Source organism: Amycolatopsis sp. FDAARGOS 1241, assembly GCF_016889705.1.
Lineage (GTDB): Bacteria > Actinomycetota > Actinomycetes > Mycobacteriales > Pseudonocardiaceae > Amycolatopsis.
Window position 1 is genome coordinate 1,967,896 of record NZ_CP069526.1, and the last position, 18,937, is coordinate 1,986,832.

General features: G+C 70.2%; 16 protein-coding genes and 2 pseudogenes. 7 read left to right on the forward strand and 11 right to left on the reverse strand.

Features of this window, described 5'->3' with window-relative positions:
• Positions 1-11: 11 nt before the first annotated feature.
• From pip to I6J71_RS09810, 4 genes are all read left to right on the forward strand, one after another.
• Entirely contained in the window at positions 12-1,421 is a 1,410-nt protein-coding gene (gene pip / locus I6J71_RS09795) for a prolyl aminopeptidase (protein WP_204094432.1), read from the forward strand.
• A 54-nt stretch (positions 1,422-1,475) separates the two neighbouring features.
• Positions 1,476-2,279: a lysophospholipid acyltransferase family protein gene (locus I6J71_RS09800; RefSeq protein ID WP_370542105.1), complete on the forward strand. Its 804-nt coding sequence runs from the start codon at positions 1,476-1,478 to the stop codon at positions 2,277-2,279.
• A gap of 52 nt (positions 2,280-2,331) precedes the next feature.
• Positions 2,332-3,717, forward strand: coding sequence for a dihydrolipoyl dehydrogenase (lpdA, locus tag I6J71_RS09805; protein ID WP_204094434.1), 1,386 nt, complete (start codon positions 2,332-2,334; stop codon positions 3,715-3,717).
• A gap of 252 nt (positions 3,718-3,969) precedes the next feature.
• Positions 3,970-5,862 carry a S8 family serine peptidase gene (locus I6J71_RS09810; RefSeq protein WP_204094435.1) on the forward strand — a complete coding sequence of 631 codons (1,893 nt, stop codon included), beginning with the start codon at positions 3,970-3,972 and terminating at the stop codon, positions 5,860-5,862.
• A 54-nt stretch (positions 5,863-5,916) separates the two neighbouring features.
• Here I6J71_RS09810 and I6J71_RS09815 read toward each other — a convergent pair whose 3' ends face one another.
• Positions 5,917-6,549 carry a class I SAM-dependent methyltransferase gene (locus tag I6J71_RS09815; protein WP_204094436.1) on the reverse strand — a complete coding sequence of 211 codons (633 nt, stop codon included), beginning with the start codon at positions 6,547-6,549 and terminating at the stop codon, positions 5,917-5,919.
• Positions 6,550-6,649: 100 nt separating this feature from the next.
• Between I6J71_RS09815 and I6J71_RS09820 the strand changes: the two genes are divergently transcribed.
• Positions 6,650-7,387 (forward strand): SDR family oxidoreductase, encoded by a 738-nt coding sequence (locus tag I6J71_RS09820; RefSeq protein WP_204096961.1) that lies wholly within the window; start codon positions 6,650-6,652, stop codon positions 7,385-7,387.
• A 42-nt stretch (positions 7,388-7,429) separates the two neighbouring features.
• Here the strand turns inward: I6J71_RS09820 and I6J71_RS09825 are convergent.
• Positions 7,430-7,663, reverse strand: a pseudogene (locus I6J71_RS09825) (LysR substrate-binding domain-containing protein); the annotation flags it as partial.
• 6 nt (positions 7,664-7,669) lie between these two features.
• On the opposite strand from I6J71_RS09825, the pseudogene I6J71_RS09830 reads away from it, so the two are divergent.
• Positions 7,670-7,933: pseudogene (locus I6J71_RS09830) on the forward strand (NAD-dependent dehydratase); the annotation flags it as partial.
• 18 nt (positions 7,934-7,951) lie between these two features.
• On the opposite strand, the gene I6J71_RS09835 reads toward I6J71_RS09830, so the two are convergent.
• Entirely contained in the window at positions 7,952-9,403 is a 1,452-nt protein-coding gene (locus tag I6J71_RS09835; protein WP_204094437.1) for an ABC transporter substrate-binding protein, read from the reverse strand.
• 101 nt (positions 9,404-9,504) lie between these two features.
• Here I6J71_RS09835 and I6J71_RS09840 point away from each other — a divergent pair, with 101 nt between their 5' ends.
• Positions 9,505-10,839: an LVIVD repeat-containing protein gene (locus I6J71_RS09840; protein WP_239154592.1), complete on the forward strand. Its 1,335-nt coding sequence runs from the start codon at positions 9,505-9,507 to the stop codon at positions 10,837-10,839.
• 15 nt (positions 10,840-10,854) lie between these two features.
• On the opposite strand, the gene I6J71_RS09845 is transcribed toward I6J71_RS09840, so the two are convergent.
• The 8 genes from I6J71_RS09845 to I6J71_RS09880 form a co-directional block, all read right to left on the reverse strand.
• Complete coding sequence (locus I6J71_RS09845) at positions 10,855-11,334, reverse strand: DinB family protein (RefSeq protein WP_204094439.1); 480 nt, start codon at positions 11,332-11,334, stop codon at positions 10,855-10,857.
• A 63-nt stretch (positions 11,335-11,397) separates the two neighbouring features.
• Entirely contained in the window at positions 11,398-11,835 is a 438-nt protein-coding gene (locus tag I6J71_RS09850) for a hypothetical protein (protein WP_204094440.1), read from the reverse strand.
• A 69-nt stretch (positions 11,836-11,904) separates the two neighbouring features.
• Positions 11,905-12,711 carry an IS5 family transposase gene (locus I6J71_RS09855; protein ID WP_370542201.1) on the reverse strand — a complete coding sequence of 269 codons (807 nt, stop codon included), beginning with the start codon at positions 12,709-12,711 and terminating at the stop codon, positions 11,905-11,907.
• Positions 12,712-12,830: 119 nt separating this feature from the next.
• On the reverse strand, positions 12,831-14,438 hold the full coding sequence (locus I6J71_RS09860; RefSeq protein WP_204094442.1) for a glycoside hydrolase family 13 protein: 1,608 nt from the start codon (positions 14,436-14,438) through the stop codon (positions 12,831-12,833).
• 49 nt (positions 14,439-14,487) lie between these two features.
• On the reverse strand, positions 14,488-15,405 hold the full coding sequence (locus I6J71_RS09865; RefSeq protein ID WP_204094443.1) for a carbohydrate ABC transporter permease: 918 nt from the start codon (positions 15,403-15,405) through the stop codon (positions 14,488-14,490).
• A 9-nt stretch (positions 15,406-15,414) separates the two neighbouring features.
• Positions 15,415-16,383, reverse strand: coding sequence for a carbohydrate ABC transporter permease (locus tag I6J71_RS09870; RefSeq protein ID WP_204094444.1), 969 nt, complete (start codon positions 16,381-16,383; stop codon positions 15,415-15,417).
• On the reverse strand, positions 16,361-17,752 hold the full coding sequence (locus I6J71_RS09875; protein ID WP_204094445.1) for an ABC transporter substrate-binding protein: 1,392 nt from the start codon (positions 17,750-17,752) through the stop codon (positions 16,361-16,363). The genes I6J71_RS09870 and I6J71_RS09875 overlap by 23 nt, the downstream gene beginning before the upstream one ends.
• Before the next feature lie 116 nt (positions 17,753-17,868).
• A complete protein-coding gene (locus I6J71_RS09880) occupies positions 17,869-18,876 on the reverse strand; it encodes a LacI family DNA-binding transcriptional regulator (protein ID WP_204094446.1) in 1,008 nt (335 codons plus the stop codon).
• Positions 18,877-18,937: the final 61 nt, after the last annotated feature.

Below are 18,937 nucleotides of genomic sequence, written 5' to 3' on the forward strand. Positions count from 1 at the left end.
ATAGTGGCCCCATGCTCGGTCTGTACCCGGAAATCGAACCCTACGACCACGGGACGCTGCCGGTCGGCGACGGGAACGTAATCTACTGGGAGGAGTGCGGGAACCCCGCGGGCAAACCCGTGGTGTTCCTGCACGGTGGTCCCGGCGGCGGCAGTTCGCCGCGCCACCGACGCCTGTTCGACCCCGAGCGCTACCGGATCGTGCTGTTCGACCAGCGCGGCTGCGGGCGCAGCACCCCGCACTGCAGCACGCCCGAGGCCGACTTGTCGGTGAACACGACCTGGCACCTCGTCGCCGACCTGGAGCGGTTGCGCGAAGACCGCGGCATCTGCCGCTGGCAGCTGTTCGGGGGGTCCTGGGGCAGCGTGCTCGCCCTCGCGTACGCCGAGAACTACCCGCACCGCGTGAGCGAGCTGGTGCTGCGCGGCGTGGCGACTTTGCGCGTCAAGGAGATCAACTGGCTCTTCGGCGGCGGCGCCGGGTGCCTGTTCCCCGAGGCGTGGTCGCGGTTCCTCGCGCCCGTGCCATACGCGCGCCGCAGCGAGAACCTGCTCGAGGTCTACCACGGGCTGCTGCACCACCCGGATCCCGAGGTGCACCGCCCGGCGGCCGTCGCGTGGAGCCGCTGGGAGGGCGAGACGGTGAAGTTCACGCCGCAGGAGGAGGTCGTGTCGGCGTTCACCGAACCGGAGTTCGCGCTCGCGATCGCGCGGATCGAGAACCACTACTTCCGCCACGGCGGTTGGCTGGCCGAGGACCAGCTGATCCGCGAGGCCGGGAAGCTCGCGGGCGTCCCGTGCGTTCTCGTCCAGGGAAGGTACGACGTGGTCACCCCCGCCACCACCGCGTGGGAGCTCGCGCAAGTGCTGCCGGGGGCGGAGCTGAAGCTGATCCCCGACGCGGGACACGCCTTCGACGAGCCCCGCACGTTGCACGAGCTGATCAGCACGACCGACCGGTTCGCGGCAGGGTGGGACGAGACCACGGCACCACTGACGAATCGAAAGGGAGCACGGATGCTTTACGGTGACGAGCACGTCCGCCGCTACGAGGAGACCGACGGCGAGGTCGGCCACGACTGGCAGCCGGGTGTGCCGACACTGGTCCTCACCACCAAGGGCCGCAAGAGTGGCGAGGACCGCAAGTTCGCATTGATCTACCAGGAGGTGGACGGCAACCCGGTGATCGTCGCGTCCAAGGGCGGTGCCCCGAAACACCCGGGCTGGTACCTCAACCTGCAGGCCGACCCCGAGGTCCGCGTGCAGGTGAAGGCGGACAAGTTCACCGCCCGCGCCCGCACCGTCGAGGGCGATGAGCGCGCGCGGCTGTGGGCGAAGCTCGCCGAGGTGTGGCCGGACTACAACGAGTACGCGAAGAAGACCGACCGGGAGATCCCCGTGGTGGTGCTCGAGCGGGTGTGATCCGCACCGCGTCCGGTGCCCGGGCGCACCGAGCCGGGCCGTGATCGGCTACGAATGACGCTCATGGCCCTGCGAAACCGGACGCGTGACCGCTGGACCCCCCTCGACGCCGTGTCGCCCGAGGGGGAGCTGCTCACCTTTCGCCAGATGCAAGCCTACGGCCGGCGCTTCGCCCGCGCCGGCCGTGGCGCCTGGTACAGCGTCGCGATCGAGGTGGTCTGGCAGTTCCTGGTGCTGTTCAGCCGCTTCCGCGTACGGGGCTCGCGGCACCTTCCGGCCACGGGCGGGGTGCTCGTCGCGTCGAACCACCTGTCCTTCGCCGACCCGACCACGCTCACCGCGTTCTGCCTCGCAGCGGGCCGGGTGCCGCGCTACCTGGCGAAGTCGAGCCTGTGGGACCTGCCGGTGGTCGGCTCCGTGATGCGCTCCGGCAAGCACATCCCGGTGTACCGGGGCGCGCCCACGGCTTCCGGTGCGTACCGCGACGCCGTGAAGGCCGTGGCCGCGGGTGAGTGCGTGACGATCTTCCCGGAGGCCACGTTCTCCTCCGATCCCGGCGGCTGGCCGATGAAGGGCAAGACCGGGGTGGCGCGCATCGCGCTCGAGACGGGTGTACCGGTGGTGCCCGTCGCGAACTGGGGCACCCACCACCTGCTGCCCGCCGGAGCCTGGTTCCCGCACGGGATTCCGCGCAAGACCGTCGAGCTCGTCGCCGGCCCGCCGGTGGACTTGTCGGACCTGCGCGACGTCGAGCCGACGCGGGAAGTACTCGAAGAAGCGACCGCCCGGATCATGCGCGCGGTGACCGATCTGCTGGCCGGTGTGCGCGGCGAAGCGCCTCCCGCTGACCGTCCGTGAGGCGAGGACCGTCACCCCGCCCGGCCCGGCGGATCAGGGTAATTTGGACGGTATGAGTGCACACTATGACGTCGTGGTCCTGGGGGCCGGAGTCGGCGGTTACGTGGCCGCGATCCGTGCCACCCAGCTCGGCCTGAGCGCGGCGGTCGTCGAGGAGAAGTACTGGGGCGGGGTGTGCCTCAACGTCGGGTGCATCCCGTCGAAGGCGCTGCTGCGCAACGCCGAGCTGGCCCACACCGTCAAGGAGGAGGCCAAGACCTACGGCATCTCCTCCGACGGAGAGATCCGCTTCGACTACTCGGCCGCCTACGAGCGCAGCCGCAAGGTCGCGGACGGCCGCGTCAAAGGCGTGCACTTCCTGATGAAGAAGAACAAGATCACGGAGTACGACGGCCACGGCACGTTCGTCGACCCGCACACGCTCGAGGTCAACGGCGAGCGGATCACGTTCGACAACTGCATCATCGCCACCGGCGCGACGGCGAAGCTGCTGCCGGGCACTCAGCGCAGTGAACGGGTGGTCAGCTACGAGCAGCAGATCCTCGAGAGCGAGGTGCCCGGCAGCATCGTCATCGCGGGCGCCGGCGCGATCGGCGTGGAGTTCGCGTACGTGCTGCGCAACTACGGCGTGGACGTGACCATCGTCGAGTTCCTCGACCGGATGGTGCCGCTCGAGGACGCCGAGGTTTCGGCGGAGCTGGCCAAGCGCTACCGCAAGCTCGGCATCAAGGTCCTGACGGGCACGAAGGTCGAGGCCATCGACGACTCCGGCCCGAAGGTCCGCGTCACGGTGTCCAAGGACGGCAAGCAGGACGTGCTCGAGGCCGACAAGGTCCTGCAGGCCATCGGCTTCCAGCCCAACGTGTCCGGCTACGGCCTGGAGAACACCGGCGTCGAGCTCACCGAGCGCGGCGCCATCGCGGTCGACGGCCGGGGGCGCACGAACGTGCCGCACCTGTTCGCGATCGGCGACGTGACCGCGAAGCTCATGCTGGCCCACGCGTCGGAGTCCATGGGCGTCGTCGCGGCCGAGACGATCGCCGGCGCGGAGACCATGGAGCTCGACTTCGTGATGATCCCGCGCGCGACCTACTGCCAGCCCCAGATCGCCAGCTTCGGCTGGACGGAGGAGCAGGCTCGCGAAAAGGGTTACGACGTGCAGGTCGCGAAGTTCCCGTTCACGGCCAACGGCAAGGCCCAGGGCCTTGGCGACGCCGGCGGCTTCGTCAAGATCCTCAGCGACGCCAAGTACGGCGAGCTGCTCGGCGCCCACCTGATCGGCCCGGACGTCACGGAGCTGCTGCCCGAGCTGACGCTCGCCCAGCAGTGGGATCTGACGGTGCACGAGGTCGCCCGCAACGTCCACGCCCACCCGACGCTGGGCGAAGCGGTGAAGGAAGCGATCCACGGCCTGGCCGGCCACATGATCAACTTCTGAAGCTTCGGCTCCACGAGCGCCGGATCGTCCACCATGGACGGTCCGGCGCTGTCGTGTGCAGAGGGTGAACGCCGGCTCGGGCCGGTCCCTCGGTGCCCGCGGCGCGCGGTGTCGATCCCCTGGGGCTCGTCAGCCGTCCACGTACTGGACAGCGGGGACGATTCAAACTTTTGTCGGTGTACCCGGCGGTCGATCACTCCCTAGATTCTCCTGACTACCGCCGGTGGGGCGGCCGAGGCAGGGAGAGAACCGATGGAGAGATTCAGCCGGGTCGCCACGAAGTCGGCGGCGTTGGCGGCGGGGTTGGCGCTGCTCGGCGCGGGGGTGGCGAGTGCGCAGCCGTCCGCGGCTGATGCGGCGGCGCAGCGCACTGAGGCCGGGATCGGCGCGCTGCAGAGCATCAAGAAGTCGCTGACGCCCGCGGAGCGCAAGCAAGCCGGCCAGCTCGTGGTCGAGAAGCGGTTGCGCGCGGACCGGGCGCTCGCGGCTCTGCTGCCCGACTACCGCACCGGCCTGGCCGTGACGAAGGCCGGCGCGGTGTCCGTCGACATCCAGGGCGGCAAGGGCGTGGCGCGGGCCGTGCGCGCGGCGGGCGGCACCGTGCGTTACGCCTCGCCCGACGGCGCGGTACGCGCGGACCTGCCGCTCGCCGCCGTGGACCGGATCGCGGCGCGCGCGGACGTCACCAGCGTGCAGCCCGCCGGACAGGCCATGACGTGGCGCGAGCACGACCCGCGCGCAGAGCTCGCCGCGAAGGCCGTCGCCGCGACGCAGGTGTCCGAAGGGGACAAGGCGCACGGCGCCGACACCGCCCGCACGCAATACGGCGTCACCGGCACCGGTGTGAAGGTCTGCGTGCTGTCCGACGGCGTGAACTCGCTGGCGAAGTCGCAGTCCGCGGGTGAGCTGCCGGCCGTCGACGTGCTGCCGGGCCAGGCCGGCAGCGGCGACGAGGGCACCGCGATGCTCGAGATCATCCACGACCTCGCCCCCGGCGCCACGCTCGGCTTCGCGACGGCGTTCACCAGCGAAGCGAGCTTCGCCGCGAACATCCGCGCGCTGCGCACCACCGGCAACTGCACCGTGATCGTCGACGATGTCGCCTACTTCGACGAGTCGCCGTTCCAGGACACGCAGGTCGCGCAGGCCGTCAACGACGTCACCGCCGCCGGTGCGCTCTACTTCTCCTCCGCCGGCAACTCGGGCAACCTCACCGACGGCACGAGCGGCTACTACGAGGGCGACTTCCGCTCGTCCGGCGCGACGCTGCCGCGGGTCAGCGGCACCGCGCACGACTTCGACCCCGGTCCCGCGACCCAGACGACCGACCCGCTGTCCGCGGGCTCGCTCGGCAAACCGGTCACGCTGTTCTGGTCGGACCCCTGGGGCAAGTCGGCCAACGACTACGACCTGTACGTGCTCAATTCCTCCGGCCGCGTCGTGTCCTCCAGCGACAACCCGCAGACCGGTTCGCAGAACCCGTACGAGATCGCCTCGGTGCCGACCAACGGTTCGGGCTACCGCGTCGCCGTGGTCAAGTACAGCGGCGCCGACCGGTTCCTCGCGCTCAACGTGATCCGCGGCCGGTTCGTGGCGCAGGGTTCGCTGCCGGCGTTCAGCTCGGCTGGGGTGACCTCGGGCCACTCGGCGGCGGCCGCGGCGTTCAGCGTGGCGGCGGCCCCGGCGGCGACGGCGTTCGGCCGCCCGCTCGAGACGGGTGACCCGGCCAACCCGGCCGGTCCGTACCCGGGGCAGTTCAGCTCTTCGAGCAAGTGGGAGCGCTTCACCTCCGACGGGCCGCGCCACCTGTTCTACAACCCCGACGGCACCGCGATCACGCCCGGCAACGTCTCCTCGACGGGCGGCGCCACTCGCGCCAAGCCGGACCTCACCGCGGCCGACGGCGTCGCCACCTCCGTGGCCGGTTTCCAGCCTTTCTACGGCACCTCGGCGGCCGCTCCGCACGCGGCGGCCATCGCGGCGCTGCTCCTGCAGGGCAAGCCCACCGCGACGCCCGCGCAGATCCGTGCGGCCCTCGTCTCGAGCGCGATCGACCTGGGCGCGCCGGGCTACGACCCCGTGACGGGCGCCGGCGTGATCATGGCGGGTCCGGCACTGGCCGCGCTGGGCGTGCCGCAGCGGTAACCGCTTGCTCGCGTGAACCGGCTGAGCCCGGCGGCCCAGCCGGGGCCGCCGGGCTCACCTGTTCGCGACCAGCAGGTGTGCGGCCCGGGTGCTCTCGCCGACCCGTTCGTGGCGGCGCAGGATCAGCCCCGCCTCGCCGAGGGCCGTTTCGATCTCCGCGACCGGACGCAGGTGGTAGTCGTGGTCGGTGACCTGCGCGGCGGCCATCGCGTCGGGGTCGCCGATGCCGAGCACGAAGCGGCCGCCGGGGGCGAGCACGCGGGTGACTTCGGCGAACGCGCCGTCCAGGTCGGCCACGAAGTACACCGTGTTGATCGTGATGGCGGCGGCCATCGACGCGTCTTCCAGCGGCAGCGCGGAGATGCTGCCGCGGTGCAGCCGGAGCCGCCCGGCCGCGATGTTCTGGGGGAACGCCGCGCGGGCCTTCGCGATCACGGTGTCGGAGACGTCGACGCCGTGCACCGTGCCGCCCGCCGCGGCGCGCAGCAGCAGGTCGAGGACAAGGCCGCCGCCGAAGCCGATGGCGAGCGCGGTCTCCCCGGGTTGCAGTTCGAGCGCCGCGACGGCCGCTGTCACGGTGCCGCGGTTGCGCCGGTTGAGGATCCGGCCGACGGCGCGGCCGGCGATCCCGCTGGGGTGGCCGAGCTGCCGCGCCAGCCCGGCGAGCAGAGTGTCTCGTGGTCCCATTCGCCAAGTCTGCCCCCGGGCGCGCGCGGCGTCCACGACGTGGATTGTGGTGGGCCGGATGGTGTGGCAGGTTGCGGTGACGGACGAGGAGGACGTGGGGATGGGTGCGAAGACCGCGGTGGTCACCGGGGCGGGGTCCGGCATCGGCCGGCGGATCACGCGGGCGCTGCTCGACGCCGGCTACCGCGTCGCACTGGCCGGGCGGCGCGAGGACGCGCTCGAGGACACGGCCGGCGCGGCGCCCGACGCGCTCGTGGTCCCGACCGATGTCGCCTCGCCCGAATCCGTCGCGGGGCTCTTCGCCGCCGTCCGCGACCAGTGGGGCCGGCTCGACCTGCTGGTGAACAACGCGGGGGTGTCCGCGGGCGGGACCGTGGCGGACCTGTCGGTGGAGCGCTGGCGGCGGGTGGTCGACACCAATCTGACCGGCATGTTCCTGTGCGCGCAGCAGGCCGTGCAGCTGATGAAGGACCAGGAACCGAGGGGCGGGCGGATCATCAACAACGGCTCGATCTCCGCGCACGCCCCGCGCCCCGCGAGCGTCGCCTACACCGCCACCAAACACGCCGTCACCGGACTCACCAAGTCGATCTCCCTGGACGGCCGCGCCTGGAACGTCGCGTGTGGACAGATCGACATCGGCAACGCCGCCACGGAGATGACCGAGCGCATGTCCGCCGGCATCCCCCAGGCCGACGGACGCGTCGCCGCCGAGCCCACCTTCGACGTCCAGCACGTGGCCGACGCGGTGCTCTACATGGCTTCCCTGCCGCTGGACACCAACGTGCAGTTCCTGACGATCACCGCCACCACCATGCCGTTCATCGGCCGGGGATGACCTCGTCTCGGCGAAGGTCACCGGGACTCCTGCCCTGGAGTTTCAGACTTTCGCATGCTGCGCAAGCACTTCCACGAACGCGGTGGTCAGCGGATCCGGCCCCGGCCGGCTGTAGGCGGCCAGCACCCGCCGCACCGGCTTTGCCGGGCGCAGCACCCGGCCGTCGAAGTTCGGGGGCAGCACGTTGGCCGGCACGAGCGCCGGGCCGAGACCGGCGGCGGCGAGGATCGGGGCGGTGGCCGTCTGTTCGGTACGCACGGCTGGGCGGGGCCGGAAGTCACCGCGCCGCCGTTGCCGATGTCGCTCACCACCGTGATGGCGGACAAGGGACCGCTGTGGTCCGCGATGGCCGCCGAGCACGGCCTGAAACCGGGCTACGACCAGGTTTCCGCGTGGCCCTTCGGTGACTTCGTGTTTTCGCGGGACTACGACGTGTTCGCCGACACGTCCAAGTCCCGGCGCGCGGGGTTCCACCCCTATGTGGACACCGAGCGGATGTTCTACCGGCTGTTCGACGAGTTCCGGCGAGACGAGATCATCCCCTGAACGCCGGCGTCCGATGACTCAAGCGGAGATCCCGGCCAGGTTGATCCCGGAGAACGGCGCCGCCGTGACGTCGTGCAGGCGGGGGGACCAGACGGCGTGCCCGTGGCCCGTCCACAGTGGAGCCACCGGCAGGTCGCGCAGCAGCTGGTTCTCGGCCACGCGATAGAGCTGCCCGGCTTCGGCCGGCGTGGCGGCGGACTCCGCGGCGCTCAGGTCCTGGCGGAAGCCGTCGTCGGTGTAACCGGCCGCCGAAGCGAGCGCGGTCAGCAGGTCGGCCGGGCTCGCCGTCGCCAGCTTCAAGTCCACGGTGGACGGACCGGCGGGTCCGTCCACCGGCCGGGGGGCGGCGGTGACCGGGACACCCAGGGCGCTGCTCGCCCCGTCGGCCAGCGGGCGCGTCCAGACCCCGGCGCCGGGGTCGTAGTAGATCGTGGTCGGACCGGTGAAGCCGGACTGGCCGAGGAGGGATTTCGCCGCCGCCGCGTCGAAGGTGCAAGGACGGCAGGTGCCGGTGCGCTCCCCGGGGGCGTCGGCGGGCGGGAGGAGTGCGCGGGCGGGGTCGACCTGGTGCGCGAGCGGCCCCACTTCGAGCGCGCCGCGATCGACGGCGAGGGCGAAGGCGTGCCGGACGGTCGCGTCGGCGAAGCGCGGATCAGCGCTCGGGAAAACGAGGTACCCGGCCTCCGGCAGCGGCCACGTCGTGTGCCGGTCGGCGAAGTCGGTGTGCATCGCCTCGTGGCGGTCGCCCGAGACGGAGGTGACGAGGTCGAGCGAGCCGTCGCGCACGGCGTCGTACTGCTCGGCCGGGTCGCCCACGCGCAGGTCGATCTCCTGCGCTTTGCCGTCGGCGGGGGTGACGCGCAGGAGCTTGCCGCCGGTGCCGGGCTGCCAGCTGTCGGCGAGGCGGAACGGGCCGTCGCCGAGGGGGTGGCGGGCGAAGGCGTTCCAGTCTCGCGAAGCGAGCACCGACGCGGGCATGGGCACGAGGCCCGGGGCCGAGAGCCACGCCGGGACCTGGCTGCTGGGCCGGTCGAGGACGATCTTGATCGTCGCCGCGTCCACCGCCGTGATCGCTCTGGCGCGCAACGACTTCGTCAGCACGGGCGTCGCCGCCCAGTTCTCGCCGGCGATCGCCTGCCAAGTATCCACATAGGACGCGGCGGTGACGGCGGTGCCGTCGTGGAACTTCAGGCCCGGCCGCAGACGCACGGTCCACGTCACGCGGTCACCGCTGGTGATCGACGACGCGGCGCGCGGCGTCAGCTTCCCGCTCGCCGGGTCGTAGTCGGCGAGCGGTTCCCACAGCGCGCCCGTGACGAGCCGGCCGGCCTGGTCGTCGACGTCCGCGGGTAGCAGCGTGCCCGGCTCCTGCAGCCCGACCGTCACCACGCCCGGCGGTGGCGGGTCTTCGGACGAGCACCCGGCGAGCAGGGCCAGGGTGGCGAACAGGGCAGCCAGACGCGAGCGCATGGGTGTCTTATTACCAGTTGGATAGCTACTAAAGACGCTTGTGTCCGGTTGGTCACCGTCCTATGGTCGGACGGTCACGCTGGGCGTTCTGGGAGGTTCGTGTGGGCCGTTGGTGGGTTCGATCATGCCTGGCCGTCACCACTGTTGCCGCGACACTCGTCGCGACCGGGCTGCCGGCCGCCGCGTGTGGCGAAGACGACAAGCCCGCCGCACAGGCGAAACACACCGCCGGCGACCCGGGCGCGATCAAGGGCGTGCACGCCGTCGGCAACCTGCCCGACGCGGCGGGCGCCATCTCGGCCAACTTCCTGCAATACGGCCACCGCGACGTGATGGTCGTGTCCGGGGAGTTCGGTCTGAAGGTCTACGACCTCACGAAGAACCCCGCCGCGCCCAAGGCGATCGGCGAGCTCAGCCTGCCCGGTCTGTGGGAAACCGAGGACACCGAGGTCGACGCGCAGCGCAAGCTGGTCTTCCTCTCGCGCGACCCGCGGGCGTTCGCGGGCAACACGCACACCGGCGAGTCGGGCATCTACGTCGTCGACGTGTCCCGCCCGGAGAAGCCGGCGATCCTGAGCTACGTGCGCGTGCCGGCGGGCCACACCACCAGCTGCGTCGACGGTTGCCGGTACCTGTGGACCGGCGGTCCCGCGAAGGCCGACGACCAGCCCGCCGACTGGGGTGGCCGGCCGATCTGGGTCACCGACGTGCGTGATCCGCGGCACCCGAAGGTGCATCCGGACCCCCTCGAGCTGGCGCGCAACGACGGCAAGACCGACTACGTGCACGACGTCCAGGTGGATTCCGCCGGCGTCGCCTGGGTGTCCGGCCGCGGCGGTATCCGCGGCTACTGGACCAGTGGTCTGCACCGTGACCCCGTGGCGGGTGGTGTCCACCGCGCGACGGCGCTCGAGCCGATCCCGTACGCAGGCGGCGGTGTGGACGAGACCGCGGCGCCCTCGAAGTTCCTGCACAACAGCTTCCACCCGGCCGGCCCGCGTGACGCCGGCGCCTGGCGTGGCCACGACATCGTCTACGCCACCGAGGAGAGCTTCCTCGACGGCTGCGCGGGCGACGGCGTGCTCACCATCTCGTCGCTGCAGGGTTCGTACCAGGGGGAAGGCTGGCGCTCGACCGTGTCGGACCCGTTCCGGCTGCAGAGCGTCGGCACCTGGAGCGTGGCCGGCCAGGAAGGCAGCGACCCCGCCTCGGACGACTGCTCGGCCCACTACTTCGACGTCCGCGGCGACGTGCTGGTCCAGTCGTTCTACTCGCAGGGCACGCGGTTCCTCGACGTCAGCGACCCGACCAACCCGCGCCAGATCGCGTACTACCGCCCCGCTGACGCGGCTTCGTGGGCCCCGTATTGGCACGACGGGTATGCGTACGTCGCCGACAACACGCGCGGGGTGGACATCCTCAAGCTGACGGCTTGAGGAGCGTCTCCGAACTCAGCCGGCGAGTACTTGTTCGCGCAGGATGTCGGCGTGCCCGCAATGGTGGGCCAGTTCCCGCAGAACTTGCAAGTACACCCAGCGCAGCGTGCGCGGCCCGGTCCGGTGGCCGGTCACGACGGCATCCAGTGACAGGCCTGCGACCGCCGCTCGGGCCGTGGCGCAGGCTTTCCGGTGAGCCGCTGTGACCGAGGCGATGGTGTCGCCGGCGGCGAGCCGGAACGATTCGTCCGGGCTCTGCACCAGGCCGAGCTCCCGGCGGGACGTGCCGCCGACGCACTCCTCGAACCACACCCGCTGCATCCACGTGACGTGCTTGAGCAGCCCGAGCAACGTCGTCGCCGACGAGACGAGCCGGTGGCGCACCTGGTCCTCGGTGAGACCGTCGAGCGTCGCCTCGAGCGCGCCGCGGTACTCTTCGACGAAGGCATCGAGCTGGGTGCGTTCGTCGTCGAGCGGCACCTCGAACGAACCCATCACAGTCTCCTGTCACGCTGCGGGCCGGGGGCCACCACCACGAGTTCTAAGACGGACCAGGGCTTAAGCGCGCACGAAGGTCAGGTCGAAATCCTTGCGCCAGGACTTCCCCTGGTCTTGCGACATCTCCCACCGTCCCCGGATCCGGTTCGCCTCGACGTCGGCGACGAACCGCTGGTGGAAGTCCGGGTCTTCGCGCAGCATGAGCCAGCGCCGGCCGTCGAAGGTCATCCCGAACGTGCGGCACACGCCACGCTGGTCCTCGTACAGCACGACGTACGCGTCGTTCGCGTCGCTGCGGCCGATCACGAAGTTGACGGTGGAGCGCTCGGTGCCGTCGTGCAGCTCCGTCCGCATCACCAGCAGCGACTCGCCGAGCCGCTCGACGGTGGTGCTGCCGGGCACCTCGACGCCGGCCGGTTCGAGGAACCAGGCGTCCGACAGCGTCGTCGTCCATTCGCCGACGAGTCCGTCCAGCTTCGCGAGCTCGGTGTTGCGCATCGATCGCTCCCCTCGGTGGCCCCTGACCGCGACGATAACAGGCAGCACCACGCGAAAGGCCCTTGGAGATCAATTCAGGATGAGTATGCGCAGGCAGATGACCGAGCAGGCCAGGCTGATGATGGCTTGGTGGACATCGGCCCGGAGTTCGGTGCGGATGCGTCGTCGGCGGAAGCCTTTGAGCCACGCGGCGGTGCGTACGACTGGCCAGCTGATGGTGCGCAGGCCGGAGCCGTGCTCGGCGCCGCGGCGGGCGGTCATCGGGATGATGCCGTGGTCGCGGACCAGGTGTCGGTATTTGTCGTGGTCGTAGCCGCGATCAACGTGGAGTCGCAGCGGTCGTCGCCGTGGTTTGCCGACTGTGCCGCGCATCGGTGGGATGGCCTCGATCAGCGGGATCAACTGTGTGACGTCGTTGTGGTGTCTGCCGGCGATCGTGACCGTGAGCGGAGTGCCGTGCGCGTCGGTGATCAGATGATGCGTGCAGCCGAGCTTGCGGCGATCGACCGGACTTGGCCCCGTGTTCCCCCCTTGAACGCTCAGCGGCGTGGCATCCACCGCAGCTGCCGACAGGTCGAGCAGGCCGGCGGCGCGAACCTCGACGAGCAGCTGTTCATGCAGTTGCTGCCACACCCCGGCCTCGCGCCACTCGGTCAACCAGCGCCAGCACGTAGCGCCGGAAGCACCGAACAGGGCTTTGGGTAATCGGTTCCAGCCGATCCCGGTACGCACGACGTGCAGGACTCCTTCCCGGGCGGCACGATCATCCGCGTGCTTGCGGTCTGGATAACGGAAACGCCGATCAGGAACCGGAATCAGCGGCTCAAGCCGAGCCCACACCCCGCCGGTCGCGATCTCCTCACGCACCCTGACGATCTTGCGTGACCCGCCGCCGCCCACGACACAGACACACCGACCTCATGTGAACCGAACCCTTGGTGGAAAGGAGCCCTGCCCTGGCGGACCCAGCCGCCAGGACAGAGCCGGGCGACTCCCTAACGTCGCAGCCACACCGCCGTGTCCGTGGGCAGCAGGCCATCCTCGAGGGGCCCGCTCGCGAGCAGCACCTCGGAATGCGGCGGCAGCGAAACCGCCTCCGCCGAGAAATTCAGGGCGAACACGAACCCCGGCTCGCGGGTGAACGCCAGCACCTCCGGGCCGGCGTCGAGCCACGCCAGCGAGGCCGAGCCCAGTGAAGGCCGCAGCTGCAGCCCCCGCCGGTACAGCGACAGCATCGACGCCGGGTCCGCCGCCTCCGCCGAAGCCGTGAAAGCGGCCCACGAATCGGGCTGCGGCAGCCACGGTGTGCCCGTCCCGAAGCCGAACGGCGGCGCGGAACCCGACCACGGCAGCGGCACCCGGCACCCGTCCCGCCCGGGGTCGGCCCCGGCCGTGCGTGCCCACACCGGGTCCTGGCGCAGTGCGGAAGGGATGTCCTCCACCTCCCACAACCCGAGCTCTTCGCCCTGGTACACGTAGACCCCGCCCGGCAACGAAAGGGTCAGCAACGCTGCCGCACGGGCTCGGCGGGTGCCGAGCTCCAGTGAGACCGGCGTGCCGTGCAGCCGGTCGGCGAAGGAGAACCCCGTGTCGCCGGCGCGGCCGTAGCGCGTCACGTGCCGGGTGACGTCGTGGTTCGACAGCACCCACGCGGCCGGCGCACCGACGTCGTCGTGGGCCCGCAGCGTGCGGGTGACGACGTCGCGCAAGCGCGAAACGTCCCACGGGCACACCAGGAAGTCGAAGTTGAACGCCGAATGCAGCTCGTCGCGGCGCAGGTAGCGCGCGGCCCGTGACATGTCCGGCAGCCACATCTCGCCGACGAGCACGCGTTCGCCCGTGTAGGAGTCGGCGATCTTGCGCCACGACCGGTAGATCTCGTGGAGGCCCTCCTGGTCGGAGAACGGCGTCTCGTCCCCGTCGGCGACGTCGGGCAGCGCCGGGTCCTTCACGAGGCCGTCGGCGACGTCGATGCGGAAGCCGTCGACGCCGCGGTCGAACCAGAACCGCAGCACGTCCTCGAACTCGGCGCGGATGTCGGCGTTGTCCCAGTTGAAGTCCGGCTGCCGGGAGCTGTAGAGGTGCAGGTACCACTCGCCGTCGGGGACACGCGTCCAGGCGGAGCCGCCGAAGCGGGACTTCCAGTTGTTCGGCGGCTCGGCGCCGTCGGGGCCGCGTCCGGGCCGGAACCAGAACCGTTGCCGCTCAACCGATCCCGGGCCGGCTTCGAGCGCGGCCCGGAACCACGGGTGCTCGTCGGAGCAGTGGTTGGGCACGATGTCGATGATCACGCGGATGCCGCGTTCGTGCGCCTGGGCGATGAGTCCTTCTGCTTCGGCGAGCGTGCCGAAGAGCGGTTCGATGTCGCGGAAGTCGGCGACGTCGTAGCCGCCGTCGTCCATCGGCGACGGGTACCACGGGGTGAACCAGATGGCGTCGATGCCCAGGTCGGCCAGGTGGTCCAGGCGGGACCGAACGCCGGCGAGGTCGCCGACTCCGTCGCCGTTGCCGTCCGCGAAGCTGCGGATGTACACCTGGTAGATCGCCGCGCTGCGCCACCAGGTCGAGCCGTCGGTGGTGGACAGTTGCCCCGAAGCGGTCACTCTGTAACCCTCCCATGTGGCTTGAAGAACTCAGTGGACACGCGCGTGCTCAGCCCTTGATCGAACCGGCGGTGAGCCCGGCGAGGATCTGCCGCTGGAACACGAGGAACAGCACGATCATCGGCACGCTCGCCAGCACCATGCCCGCCACGAGCAGGTTGAGCGGCATGTCGATGGCGACGCGCTGCAGCATCACGCTCAGCGTCTGCTTGCCCGTGTCCGGGAACACCAGCAGCGGCCAGATGAAGTCCTTCCACGCGGCCACGACGGTGAGGATCGAGACCACGGCGAGGATCGGCCGCGAGATCGGCAGGATGATCTTCCACAGCGTGCGCACCGGACCGGCGCCGTCGAGGCGCGCGGCTTCGATGAGCTCGTCGGGGATCTGGTCGAAGAACCGTTTGAGCAGGTAGATGTTGAACGCGTTCGCGGCGGCGGGCAGCCAGATCGCGGTCGGTGAGTTGATCAGGTTCAGGTGCAGCAGCGGCAGGTCCGTCACGGTCACATACGTCGGCACCAGCAGCGCCGCTGCCGGCAGCATGAGCGTGACGAGCATCAGCCCGAGCACCACATTGCCGAACTTGGGCCGCAGCTTCGACAGCGCGAACGCCGCCGGCACGTCGACGGCGAGCTGCACCAGCCACGCACCGCCCGCCACGACGACGGTGTTCAGGAAGTACTTCCCAAGGTCCATCTGGTCCCAGGCTTCGGTGAACGATTCCGGGTGCCACTCGCGCGGCACGATCGTCGCGGGCGTCTGCGCGAGCTCGGCCGGCGACTTCATGGCGCCGGTCACGGCCCAGTACAGCGGGAACAGGAACGCCAGCGTGAACAAAACGAACGTGCCCGCGAACACCACCACGTACACGGTCTTCCCGCCGGGGGTGCGCAGCTGCGACGGCGAGACGAGCGTGCGCCCGGCGGGCTGAGCCGCACGTTTTTCCTTGCGTGGCAAGCTGATCGTCATCCGCTCCTCCTAGTCCTCGACGCGCCGGGTCAGCCGCACGTACATCGCCGAGAAGACACCCAGCGCGACGAACAGCAGCAGGCTCATGGCACTGGCCGAGCCGAAGTCGTTGTACACGAAGGCGTAGCGGTAGAGCAGGAGCAGCACGGTCACCGTCGAATCGTCCGGACCGCCGCCCGTCATCACGTACGGCTCGGTGAACACCTGCATCGTCGCGACGATCTGCAGCAGCAGGAGCACCAGCAGCACGAACCGCGTCTGGGGGAACGTGACGTGCCGCAGCCGCCGCCACATGCCCGCGCCGTCGAGCTCCGCGGCTTCGTAGAGCTCGCCCGGGATGGTCTGCAGCGCCGCCAGGTAGATCAGCGTGGTGCTGCCCATGTTGGCCCACGTGGACACGAACACCAGCGACAGCATCGCCGTCGTCGACGAGTCGAGCCACTGCGGCCCGGGCAGGCCGGCGGCGGTCAAGGCCGAGTTGAACAGGCCGGGACCCGGGTCGTAGAACCACTTCCACATCAGCGCCGTGACCACCGGCGGCAGCATCACCGGCAGGTACACCGCGAGGCGGAAGTACGCCCGGGCGTGGCGCAGCTCGTTGAGCAGCACCGCAGTCGAAAATGGTACGGCGAAGCCGAAGACGAGCGCGAATCCGGTGAACAGCACCGTGTTGCGCCACGCGACTCCGAACAGGGGGTCTTCGAAGAGCCGCACGAAGTTGTCGAATCCGACCCACGTCGGCGGATTCACGAAGTCGACCTGCTGGAAGCTCAGCAGCACCCCGCGCACGATCGGATACCAGGAGAACAGCGCGAACACCACGAGCGCGGCGCACAATATGCCGTACGCGGTGAGGTTCTCGCGCAGCCGCCGCTTGAGCCGCGCGCGGCGCCGGTCGGCGGGCGAGGCGATCGGCCGACCGGCCCGCGGGGTGACCGCGGGCCAGTCGAGCACGTTACCTGACCTGGGCGAGGACACTGTTGACCTTCGACTCGGCCGACGAGAGCAGCTGGTCGGCGTTGGCGTTGCGGTCGGTGAGCACCGCCTGCATCACGCTGTCGAGCGCGGCGTAGATCTGCTGCGCGTTCGGCGGCTCGATGCTGCCCTTGATCCGGCTCGCGGTGTCCACGTAGGACTGGTAGTTCTCCGCGGGCACGTTCGCGTACTTCTGCTTCACGGCCAGCTGCTCCTCGCGCACGGCGCCGGTCCAGACGTCCGGCGTCGGCTCGGTCGGCAGCCCTACCGGCTGCTTACCGTCGGCGTACTGCTTCACGTGCTTTTCGAAGCGGTCCGGGTTGAGGTATTTCCACTGGATCCACTCGAGGCCGGCCTTGACCTTCGCGGGCGAAGCCTTCGGGTTGATCATGTAACCTTCGCCGCCGAGCAAGGTGCCCTGCGTCCCGGGCATGCCGGCGATGCCGTAGTCCTCGTAGTGGCCGTTGAACTGCTTGACCAGCACGGGCACGTTGTCCGGCGCGGCCATGTACATGCCGAGCTGGCCCGCACCCATCATGCGCTGGACGTCGACGTCCTGCAGCAGCTGCTTGCTGCCCATGGAGTTGTCGTCCCACCGCATCGCGTGCAGGTAGTTCAGGGCGGCGCGGCCCTTGTCGTTGTTGAAGTCCGCGACCCACTTGCCGCCGTCCTGGCGGGCGACGTCACCGCCCATCGAGTACAGCCAGCCCGTCAGGTGCCAGCCGCCCTGGTTGTTCTTGCTGTAGTCCGCGTAGCCGACGATCCCGTTGCCCAGCGCGGAGATCTTCTTCGCGTCGGCGCGGACCTCGGCCCACGTGGCCGGCGGCTTGTCGGGGTCGAGCCCGGCCTGCTGGAAGAGCTTGCGGTTGTAGACGAGCCCCATCGTGTAGTTGTTCGTCGGCAGCCCGTAGAGCTTGCCCTTGGCGTCGCGGAAGTTGTTCAGGAGTTGTGGCTGGATGTCGTTGATGTGCGGCATGCTCTTCGCCGCTTCCGTGATGTCCGCGGCCTGGTGCCGGGCGATGATCTGCGCGGGGTCCGTGAAGTAGACGTAGTAGACGTCTTCGAGCTGGCCGCCGGCGAGCTTCGCCGAGAACGTCTTGGGGTCCATGAACCCCTCGTGGGGCACGATGTCGATGTCCGGGTGCGCCGCCTCGAACTCCTTGACGTCGTCGTCGAACACCTTGCGCTCGAACGGCTGCGTGGTCGGCGGCTGCCCGGTGACGGTGATCTGGACCTTGCCCCCGGCGTCGGCGCTGTCCGAGCCGTCGCCACACGCGGCGAGGCTCAGGGCCAGGCCACCCGCGGTGAGCAGGGCGAGCACGGTACGGGGAGTGCGGCTGGACCTCGCTGATCGGGACCAGGGACTGCTCATCTCAAGCCTCTTCTCGCGGTCGCGACGGCTGTGTCGTGATGGCGGTCACTCTAAAGTGCGAGACCAGAACGCCGCAAGAACCCAACGAGAATGCGCAAGTTACGAACAGGCAGTGATCACCCGCGGTGCCGCGCGGTCGACCCCCTCACCACGAGTTCGGGCGCGAACAGCAGCTCCTCCGGCGCGACTTCGCCGCCGTTGATCCGCTTCACCAGCAGTTCGACCACGGCGCGGCCCATCGCCTCGATCGGCTGGCGGGTGGTCGTGAGCGGCGGATCGGTGCAGTTCATGAGGGCGGAGTCGTCGTAGCCGACCACCGACACGTCGTCGGGCACCGACAGTCCGGCGCGTCGCGCGGCGCGGATCGCGCCGAGGGCCAGCAGGTCGCTGGCGCACAGCACGGCGGTGGCCCCGCGCGGGTAGAGGCGTGCGGCCGCGGCGTGCCCGCCCTCGATGGAGAACATGCCGTGCTCCACCAGTTCGTCGAGCACGGGCAGGCCGAGTTTGGCGGCGTACGAACGGAAGGCAGCGAGCTTGCGCTGAGACGGCACGTGGTCGGCCGGGCCCAGGACCAGGCCGATCTTCTCGTGGCCGAGCGAGCTCAGGTGGCCCACGGCCTGCTCGACGGCCACCGCGTCGTCGCAGGACACCTGCGGCAGCCCGAGGTGGTCGACGGCGGCGTTGATCAGCACCGTCGGCAGCTTGCGCTCCACGAGGTGGTGGTAGTGGGTGTGCACCGCGGCGGCCTGGGCGAACAGCCCGCCGGCGAACACCACCCCGGACACCTGCTGCTGAAGGAGCAATTCCACGTACTCGGCTTCGGACACCCCGCCGGCGGTGCGCGTGCACAGCACGGGCGTGAACCCCTGCTGGGCCAGCGCGTTGCCCATGATCTCGGCGAGCGCGGGGAAGATCGGGTTCTGCAGTTCGGGCAGCACCAGCCCGACCAGGCGGGCGCGTTCGCCGCGCAGCTGCGTGGGGCGCTCGTACCCCATCACGTCCAGCGCGGTGAGAACGGCGGCCCGGGTGCTCGCGGAAACCCCCGGCCGGCCGTTGAGCACCCGGCTGACCGTGGCTTCGCTGACTCCCACCTGGCGGGCCACTTCGGCAAGTCGACGCGTCATGGCTGAAACTCTACTGCAAAGCCTTGCAAAATCACGACTCCGTGGTGCGAGTTGATTGCCA